7 protein-coding genes, 1 tRNA gene and 1 pseudogene are annotated in these 9221 nt (G+C 64.3%); 5 read left to right on the forward strand and 4 right to left on the reverse strand.

The genetic code is table 11. The annotated features are described in order from the left end of the window. From VN856_RS20305 to VN856_RS20315, 3 genes and pseudogenes are all read right to left on the reverse strand, one after another. A pseudogene (locus VN856_RS20305) lies at nucleotides 1–132 on the reverse strand (WXG100 family type VII secretion target); the annotation flags it as partial. Between the two features lie 81 nt (nucleotides 133–213). Beyond that, on the reverse strand, nucleotides 214–1407 hold the full coding sequence (locus tag VN856_RS20310; protein ID WP_325692280.1) for a PPE family protein: 1194 nt from the start codon (nucleotides 1405–1407) through the stop codon (nucleotides 214–216). A 77-nt stretch (nucleotides 1408–1484) separates the two neighbouring features. Then, nucleotides 1485–2399: a PPE family protein, SVP subgroup gene (locus tag VN856_RS20315; RefSeq protein ID WP_325692282.1), complete on the reverse strand. Its 915-nt coding sequence runs from the start codon at nucleotides 2397–2399 to the stop codon at nucleotides 1485–1487. Nucleotides 2400–2639: 240 nt separating this feature from the next. Here VN856_RS20315 and VN856_RS20320 point away from each other — a divergent pair. Continuing rightward, nucleotides 2640–2713: transfer RNA gene (locus VN856_RS20320), tRNA-Leu, on the forward strand. 251 nt (nucleotides 2714–2964) lie between these two features. Further along, nucleotides 2965–3756: a hypothetical protein gene (locus VN856_RS20325; protein ID WP_325692285.1), complete on the forward strand. Its 792-nt coding sequence runs from the start codon at nucleotides 2965–2967 to the stop codon at nucleotides 3754–3756. A gap of 18 nt (nucleotides 3757–3774) precedes the next feature. Here the strand turns inward: VN856_RS20325 and VN856_RS20330 are convergent, their stop codons facing one another. Continuing rightward, a complete protein-coding gene (locus VN856_RS20330) occupies nucleotides 3775–4992 on the reverse strand; it encodes a methyltransferase (protein WP_325692287.1) in 1218 nt (405 codons plus the stop codon). Nucleotides 4993–5499: 507 nt separating this feature from the next. Between VN856_RS20330 and VN856_RS20335 the strand changes: the two genes are divergently transcribed. The 3 genes from VN856_RS20335 to VN856_RS20345 all read left to right on the forward strand — a co-directional run. After that, nucleotides 5500–6555 carry a YncE family protein gene (locus VN856_RS20335; protein ID WP_325692289.1) on the forward strand — a complete coding sequence of 352 codons (1056 nt, stop codon included), beginning with the start codon at nucleotides 5500–5502 and terminating at the stop codon, nucleotides 6553–6555. A gap of 119 nt (nucleotides 6556–6674) precedes the next feature. Beyond that, the gene (locus VN856_RS20340) at nucleotides 6675–8303 is read left to right on the forward strand and encodes a long-chain fatty acid--CoA ligase (protein WP_325692291.1); all 1629 of its coding nucleotides are present in this window, start codon (nucleotides 6675–6677) and stop codon (nucleotides 8301–8303) included. A gap of 23 nt (nucleotides 8304–8326) precedes the next feature. After that, on the forward strand, nucleotides 8327–9221 hold an 895-nt coding region (locus VN856_RS20345), incomplete at its 3' end, for a dihydrodipicolinate reductase (protein WP_325692293.1).

Here is a 9221-nt window from a genome sequence, read left to right on the forward strand (position 1 = left end):
GCCGGCACCGGCGATGTTTTGGCTCGACGCCCACATCTTGCGGGCCTCGTCCTCGACGGTCTGCGCGTGCACATCGAAACGGCCCGCCATGGACCGCATCTCGTGCGGGTCAGTCATAAAACGTGAAGGCATATCTCTCTCCTTGCTGTGAATTGATGCTGGTCGATATTGATTACTTGTCTTCGGAAGGCGTCGTCGCCTCCAGCTACGGGGTTAGACGAACACCTGCTTGGGCATGACCTTCGGCTTGACGCCGTAGCGCGGTCCACCGAAGCCCATCCCCGATTTGCCGCCGGCCGAGGCCATTCCCGGCATGATGCCGGGCGCGCCGCCCGCGCCAGTTGCAGCGCTGTCGGCAGCCGCGGTCCAGCCGGAGCCCGCCAGCGTGGCGTCGGCGACCGTGGCGGCCGGGGCGGCCGCAGCCCACCCGGCCGGCACCGACATTCCGCCGACCTCTGCCGCACTGCCCATGCCGGCCAGCGTCGCGCCACCCATGCCGGACGAGGCGCCCGCCAAGGTCGTGCCGAAGCCCAGACCGGCACCCAGCGGCGCGACATCGCCGATGGTGACGCCGAAGGGAGCACCGGCGGTGAAGTGGGCCAGGGTCCCCAAGGCCGACGACATCATCATGATGCACCAGGACAGTGTCACGTCGACGGTGTTAACCGAGTTGGTCACCGCGCCGACCCCGAAGAAGCCCTGGACCGCGCTGTAGAGGTCGCCGAGCGGGGTACTTGCCGCCGTGCTGGCCGCCGGGCTGGCGAGCGAGCTGGCGGAGTTCTGCAGGTTGCCGAGCAGCCCGTTGAGTCCCGAGTTCGCCGCGTTGCTGTTGACAGCATTGCTGACCGCGGCGGCTTGCGCGCCCGAGCCACCCGGGTTGGTGTTCTGCGTCGGCTCGGTCAACGGCGTCACCTGCGCGGCGGCTGCAGCGTTGGCGGCGTACGTGGTCAGCGCGGTGGCGTCTTGAGCCCAAAACTCTCCGTAAAGGGCCTCGTTGGCCGCGATCGCCGGGGTGTTCTGCCCCAGGATGTTGGTTGCGACAAGCGCCGCCAGCTGAGCCCGGTTGGCGTACACCACCGGCGGCGGAATCGAGCCGGCAAACGCCGCCTCGTATGCAGCCGCCGACGCGGTGGCTTGCGCGGCGGCCTCCTGCAGCTGCGCCGATGTGGTGTTCAGCCACTCGATGCTCTGCTGAGCCGCCGCGGCCATTGCGCTCGACGATGGGCCCTGCCAGTCCCCGCCGGTGAGCTGCGAGATCACCGATTCGTAGGCGGCGGCGTTCGTGGCCAGCTCCGAGCTCAGGCTGCTGAACGAAGTGGCGGCGGCCATCATCGGGCCCGCTCCGGCGCCGGAGTAGATCAGCGTGGAGTTGACTTCCGGCGGTCGCGCTGCGAAATCAAAGACCATTTCTTAGATCCTGTCTATTCATTAGGTATATGAGGACGATTGGTGGTTGAGCCGGCCGACGTTGGCGGCGAGGTTTATTAGGTGATCGTCGGCTTGGGCACCGCCGGCATGACCTTTGGCTTAACGCCGTAGCGCGGGGCGCCGAAGCTCGACCCGCCGCGACCCCCGTTGGCGACCGCCGGCATGCCCGCGATCCCATTCGTCATGCCGCCAGTTGCCGGCGGCGGAGTGGCCCAGCTCTGCGACGCCAGCGTGACAGGCGTGCTTGCCGCCGGAATCCCGGCTCCGCCGGCCCAAGTGGGCGGCACTGACAGAGCGCCGATCGACGACCCTTGACCGGCAGCGGCCAGCACCGGCGCGGCGCCCATCGCCGCTCCAGCTCCGCCCATCCCGCCGACCGGGGCGACGTTTCCGGCCAGGGCCGAGCCCAGACCGCCGATGTCGGAGCCCGCGGTCGCGGGACCGGCCAACGCGGTGAGTAGACCACCACCGCCGAGACCGATGAGGTCCGAACCGGCCGATGCCCAGTTACCGACCTGGACGTTGGTCAGGTTGCCGATGTTGCTGCCGAAGAACGAGCCGCTGAGCGCGCTGCTCACACCGTTGATGAAGTTAGCGAGGCTCTCGATCGGGTCGGTGGCCGCCGTGCCCGCGGCCGACGAGGCGCCCGATGTGGCGTTCGACAAGGAATTCGCCGCGGCGCCGGCCTGGTTGGCCGCCTCGGTCTCTTGGTAGGACCCGGAGCTCTGGTTCAGCAGCTGAACGAACTGCTGGTGAATCGCCTGAGCCTGGGCGCTGACCGACTGATAGAGCTGACCGTAGGTCGAGAACACCCCTGCCTGCAAAATCGACACCTCGTCGGAGGCGGCGGGGACGACATCGGTGGTCGAGGTCGCAGCGCCGGCGCTCTCAGCGGCAAACGAGTTGCCGATTCCCTCGAGCTGCGTTGCGGCTGCGGCGATCGCTGCAGGCTGTGTATTCACGAAGGCCATGTACGTCTCCTGGTGTAAAAAGACCGACCCGGTGGAGGGTCGGCCACGTGGTCAGTGTGTGGGTGTTGGTCGGGCTTCGCTGGCGTCCACGGGACAACTTTCGCGGACCTGCGGGTGGGTTGCCCAGCTGGTTAATGGCTTCTTAACAAGCACGGCGAAACTTTTAACACATCCATTGCGCCATCCTGCGGCTACGGGCGATCGACGGAATCTGGCGTTAACACGCTAGATTCGTCGCTGGCCCCCATAGCCCAATTGGCAGAGGCAGCGGACTTAAAATCCGTCCAGTGTCGGTTCGAGTCCGACTGGGGGCACTGCCGCGGGCCGCAAAGGCTCGTCCGGCTTTCCCGGCGAAACACGGGCGTAACAAAAGCCGGTTGTGTGGATCGTGCTATCAAGGTGTGCTGTTGTGGGACAACGAGGTCCGTGTTCCCACCATTAACCCGTCAACGCCGCGTCAGCAACCGTTTTGACGGTTTCTTTACGGGCACCGCTCGACCTCGGGCGCCTGCCGGTCATCCCGTTCTCGACGTCGTCGCGTCGGGCCGCTGGGTACGGTTAGTCGGTGGTCGATCAATCGTTAGATCCCGATGGCGACGCTCAGCCGGGCATGAACCCGAGTGCGCCAATCATCTTTATAGCCACACCCATGTACGGGGGCATGGCTATGGCGGCATACACCTGGTCGATGGCCCAGACGCCGGCCGCTTTCATGCGCAACGGTCTGGGCCTGCTGTACATGAACAAGGTGAATGACAGCGTGGTGGCCAACGCCAGAAACACCTTGGCCCACCAATTCCTGGAATCCCAGGCAACTCATCTGATGTGGATTGACGCGGATATCGGCTTCAACCCATTAGACATCGTGAGCATGGTCGTGGCTGACCGCGACATCGTCTGCGGCCTGTATCCCAAGAAAGAGATCGATTGGAAGCGTGTGGCGCAGGCGGTCAGGGATGGTGTGCCGCCGGAAGAGTTGCACCAGCACACCGGCTCATTCGTGGTCAACTTGATCACCGGCCCCGCGGGTACCGTCTCCGCGGACGTTGACGGATTGTTCGAGATCGGTGGCGGTGGAACCGGATTCATGCTTATCAAGCGCGGAGTGTTCGAGACGCTGGCTGACGACGTCCGCGGATTCGTCTACGAGCAGACGGTGATCAGCGAGTTCTACTCGTCGACCATTGACCCCGAGACAGGCAAGATGATGTCGGAGGACTACCACTTCTGCCGGCTGGCGCGTGACCACGGTTTCAAGGTTTTCGCGGCACCCTGGGTGCATTTGAGCCATACCGGGACATACGTATTCGACAGCCCAATTCAGCCGGACTGGCTGGCGCTGAACGTTCAGAACTGATTCGACGCCGGGGAGTCGTCAGGTCGCGGCCAACTTGATCGCGATGAAGTCGAGGCGCCACAGCGACTGGAATAAGTTGCGGCCGAAGCTTTCCAAGTCGGCTGCGCTAACCCCGTTCGGCGGTTCCCGCCGTGCCAGGTCCGCGGCGATCGCCCGAATCGTTCGGTCGCCGTCGACGCCACGCATAAACGCCAACTGAGCCGGATTCAGACTTACCCGCCCAGCCGGCCAGAAGGCCTCGTCTCCGTCGACCCCGCACCGCATGCGCATCAGCGGCACGTAGTCCAAGGCCTCAGGCCCCGAAAAGTCAATCGCGTAGCTGCTTTTCGGCCGTTCGGGTCGGCATGCCATGAAGAAGTGGCAGCCGTTCAACGTCTGCACACGTTCCATGACGGACCAGATCTTGTTCTCCGGTAAAGCATTAACGGCTGGCTGGAACCCACTGGGTGGTGCGAACAAGCCGTGTGGGTAGTACGGCGTCTTGTGATACCACCCCTGGAATACCAGCCCGGCGGAGGCCACGAAATCGAGGCACTCGTCGACGGTGTAGCTGCGCGCGCGATGGTGCAGAAAGGTATCGACCAGCGCCGCGTCGTCGCGCAGATCGTAGGCAATTTTCAGATAGCTCTGAATCGGGTGGTCCGCCGTCAGGGCCGAGAGGGTGTCCTTGACCAACTGGACCGATGAATCGTCTTGGCGCAGATCCAAATCGCGAAAGACCGACTCCAATAACTCGACTCCGATCCGCCCGTATTTCGCGTAGAGCATGAGCGCCATCACGCCGTCGGGGCGTAGGCATCCCGCGAGAGCCGTCAGGCCGGTCGGCGGATCGGCCATGTGGTGCAACACGCCGCTCGACACCACGAGGTCGAACTGGCGCCGCAGCGTGGGGAGCTCCTCGATCGGAAGCAGATGCAGCTGCAGGTTGGCCAGGCCGTGTTTGTCTTTCAAGTATTGCTGGTGGTCCAGCGAGGACTGGCTGATGTCGACCCCGACGACGTTTGCGTCAGGATTGCCGAACGCGAAGACGGCGGCCTGGTTGGTGCCACACCCCGCGATCAAAATGTCCAGATCCGGCCGATAGTCCCGGTCTGGCCAGAAGATGCGGTGCGCATGCGCCGGGTCGAACCAGTCCCAGTTTGTTTCGCTCCACGCCGCCAGGTCCTCCACGGGAGGCGGGTATGTCCACCTCTCGTACTGCCGGCTGACCACATCAGCGCGCGCGTCGTCGTTCACGTCAGCGGTAGCTCCGTCCCGTGGGAGCGGCCCAAATCCGCGCCGGTCCACGCGGGGGATTATCGGTTACCCACCGCCCGGGAGCAATCCGGCGACGACGCGACACGCCGATATGGCCGTTTGTGATGTACGACTCTTTTGTCGCGAACGTTAAGAAACCCTTATTGATGAATAGCCTTGTCCTAGGTCATTTTCGGTTAGCGTCCGCCACGAAACGCCTGGCGAGATAGGTTGCAGCGTTTGCTCAAAAGGAATGCGGATTCTGCTGGATAAATAATGTTTAAGGACGCACTTAGTTACCCAAGTGACGTGGGCGACAATCGGTAGAAGTGACCTATTTCGAACCAATTACAGTCGCTAGACTCAGCCGGGAGCGGCGCTGTGCGCGCCACCAATGCAGGGATCTGGGATCGCGTTCCGCGGAAGATTTTTACCGCGGAGGACGTTGAAGGCTCAGACACCCGATGTCCGCCCACCACGGACCAACGAGTAGAGGCTGGTACCACTGTGAGCGATGTAGTTTCTGGGCCGGATCTGGCCCCGGGTTTCACGATTGCCGGCGAGATCAACGCTGGACGCGGTGCCGTGAGCGGCATGGCCATCAGTCCAGACGGCGACGTCCTGATGACCACCCACTACGGCGACGACAGTGTCTCGGTGATTGACACCGCGACGGCCGCGGTCGCACTCACCGTCGTCGACGTCGAGGAATCGTTCGCTGTCGCCCTGTCCGCTAACCGTGCCTACGTCAGCAATGTGTCGGCAGAGCACGACTCGGTACTGGCCTTTGACACCACATCCAACGAGATCGTCGCGGAGTACCCGCTGGCCTTCAACGTCACCGACCTGGCGGTCAGCCCGAACGGCCGGCACTTGTACGTCGGCCGAACCGATGTCGAGGGTGCCGACGTGGCGATCCTGGACACCAAGACGGGCAAAGAAGACGCGATCCGCATTGCGGCCACCACTGGCACGACTACTGGATGCGTACGGGTGAGCCCGGAGGGTCGCCGACTGTACGTCGCGGCCAACGGCTCATCGACGGCGCACATCGTCATGGTCGACGCTGTGCAGAAGCGTGTGCTGAATGCGGTCGAAATCGCTTCGCCCATCCGGGATATCGCGCTCAGCCCCGATGGCGCCACCGCGTATGTGGGTAGCGCCGGTCCCGACTTCGGCACGGTGCTCGACATCATCGACACCCGGACGTCCACGATCACCAGCACGCACAAGATCGGCGAGGAAGCAGGACTGGTCGCTCAGCTGACAGTGAGCCGCGACGGTGCGCGGGCATACCTGGTCGGCGACCAGGGCGTGACCGTGCTGTCCACCGCCACCCAGGACGTGATCGGCAAGATCGCGGTCGACGGCGCTCCGTCGTGTGCGATCGAGAGCCCGGACGGCAAGCGGCTCTACATCGCCGACTACGCGGGAACCGTCACCGTCTTGGAGATCGCCGTGGCAGCCGTACCCGCCGGGGTGCAGTCTGCGGACGACGAGCTGACTGCTCCGCATCCGTGGGCGATGCCCGACCTGCTGCTACTCGAGCCGACGCTGGCCTAGCCGCCGATCCGGCCACATCGCCGGTCAGGCGAGTGGCCCGGCGTGCAATGATCGCCACCAGGGCAGGCGTCTGGCGGGCCTGCCCCGGTTAGTCAGGCGGAACCAGAGGCGGTCCATCGATGTACAGCACCATGCAAAGCTTTCCCCTGACGATCACCGCTATTCTGCGGCACGCGACCCGCGTGCATGGGGCCCGCAAGGTCACCACGGCCACCGGTGACGGTTATCGCGAGCACAGCTACGCCGAGATCGGTCGACACACCGCGCGGTTGGCGAATGCGTTGCGGCGCATCGGTGTCACCGGCGACCAGCGGGTCGCCACCTTCATGTGGAACAACTCCGAACACTTGACGGCCTATCTGGCGGTGCCGGCGATGGGCGCCGTGCTGCATACCCTCAACATCCGACTGTTCCCCGAGCAGATCGTGTACGTCGCCAGTGAGGCCGAAGACCAGGTGGTGTTAGTCGATGTGTCGCTGGTCAACCTGCTGGCTCCGCTACTCGCCGACATCAAGACGGTGCACACGGTGATTGCGGTCGGCGACGGCGACATCGCCGCGCTGGAAGAATCGGGCAAGACCGTGCTGCGCTACGCCGACGTCGTAGCCGGTGAGTCGGACGAATTCGACTGGCCTGACATCGACGAAAACTCCGCTGCCGCAATGTGTTACACCAGCGGGACCACCGGAAACCCGAAGGGTGTCGTCTACAGCCATCGCTCGAGCTATCTGCACACGATGGCGAACTGCACCGGCAATGGCCTCTCGATCAGCGCCAGCGATTGCGTCATGCCGATAGTGCCGATGTTTCATGCCAATGCCTGGGGTCTGCCCTATGCGGCGCTGATGGCCGGCGCCGACATGGTCCTGCCCGATTGCCATCTGGATGCCAAATCGCTGATCGACATGATCGAGAACCTGCGGCCCACCGTCGCCGGCGCGGTGCCGACCATCTGGAACGACGTCATGCACTGCCTGGAAAAGGACTCCCACGACGTGTCGTCGCTGCGATTGGTCGCCTGTGGCGGCTCGGCCGTGCCGGTGTCGCTGATGCGTACCTTCGAGGAAAAACACGGCGTGCAGATTCGCCAGCTGTGGGGCATGACCGAAACCTCGCCGATGGCCTCCATGGCCTGGCCGCCGCCGAACACGCCAGAGGACCAGCACTGGGCATTTCGCGCAACCCAGGGCCGCCCGGTATGCGGCGTGGAAGCCCGCCTCGTCGATGACGCCGGGCAGGTGCTGCCCAACGACAACCACGCCGTCGGCGAGGTCGAAGTCCGCGGTCCGTGGATCACCAGTTCTTACTACAAGGGCCACGACGACTCGAAATTCGACTCCGGCTGGTTGCGTACCGGCGATGTGGGCCGAATGGACGAACACGGCTTCATCACGCTGACCGATCGGTCCAAAGACGTGATCAAGTCGGGCGGAGAATGGATTTCGTCGGTCGACCTGGAGAATGCGCTGTTCGAGCACCCGGACGTGATCGAGGTCGCCGTGGTCGCGGTTCCCGACGAGCGCTGGCAGGAACGACCTCTGGCGGTCGTCGTCGCCAGAGAAGGATCCGACGTCAACGCCGACGAGCTTCGAACCTTCCTGGCCGACAAGGTTGTTCGCTGGTGGCTGCCGGAACGTTGGACGTTTGTCGATGAAGTCCCGCGTACCAGCGTCGGCAAGTACGACAAGAAGACCATCCGGTCCCGATATGCCGACAACGTATACGAGGTCGTCGAAGCGCGAGGCTAAGTGGCGCATGGGGAAGGAGAGCTATGAGCCTGCGGGTCGTTCAATGGGCGACGGGGTCGGTCGGTGTGGCCGCGATCAAAGGCATACTCGAGCATCCTGAGCTCGAACTGGCCGGGTGCTGGGTGCATTCGGAAGCCAAGCACGGCAAGGACGTCGGTGACATCATCGGCTGGTCCCCACTCGGTGTCACCGCGACCAACAGCGTCGATGCGATTCTCGCGCTCGACGCCGACGCGGTGATCTACGCGCCGCTGCTGCCCAATGCCGACGAAGTCGCGGCGCTGCTGCACTCCGGCAAGAACGTCGTCACCCCGGTCGGCTGGTTCTACCCCGGTGAGAAGGAAGCCGCGCCGCTGGAGGTCGCCGCCCAAGCCGGCAACGCTACGCTGCACGGCGCGGGCATCGGTCCGGGCGCCGCGACCGAACTGTTTCCGCTGCTGCTCTCGGTGATGTCGACCGGCGTGACTTTCGTTCGTTCCGAGGAGTTTTCGGACCTGCGTACCTACGGCGCCCCGGATGTGCTGCGCTACGTGATGGGCTTCGGTGACGCACCGGACAAGGCGCTGACCGGACCGATGCAGAAGATTCTCGACGGCGGATTCTTTCAGTCGGTCCGGCTGTGCGTGGATCGGCTGGGCTTTGCCGCCGACCCGCAGATCCGCTCGTCGCAAGAGGTGGCGGTGGCGACCGGACCGATCGACTCGCCGATCGGGGTGATCGAGCCGGGCCAGGTGGCCGGGCGTCGCTTCCACTGGGAGGCTTTCGTCGGCGACGCCACGGTGGTCCGGATCACGGTGAACTGGTTGATGGGTGAGGAAAACCTCGATCCGCCTTGGTCTTTCGGGCCAGCCGGGGAACGGTACGAGATCGAGGTCCGCGGCAACCCGGACGCGTTCATCACGGTCAAGGGCTGGCAGC

The sequence above is a fragment of the Mycobacterium sp. genome, from assembly GCF_035603715.1.
GTDB lineage: Bacteria > Actinomycetota > Actinomycetes > Mycobacteriales > Mycobacteriaceae > Mycobacterium.

Bases quoted from the DNA above. Each gene is read 5' to 3' on its own strand.
- VN856_RS20310 (WP_325692280.1), bottom strand. From the start codon at position 1,407: ATGGTCTTTGATTTCGCAGCGCGACCGCCGGAAGTCAACTCCACGCTG.
- VN856_RS20315 (WP_325692282.1), bottom strand. From the start codon at position 2,399: ATGGCCTTCGTGAATACACAGCCTGCAGCGATCGCCGCAGCCGCAACG.
- VN856_RS20340 (WP_325692291.1), top strand. From the start codon at position 6,675: ATGTACAGCACCATGCAAAGCTTTCCCCTGACGATCACCGCTATTCTG.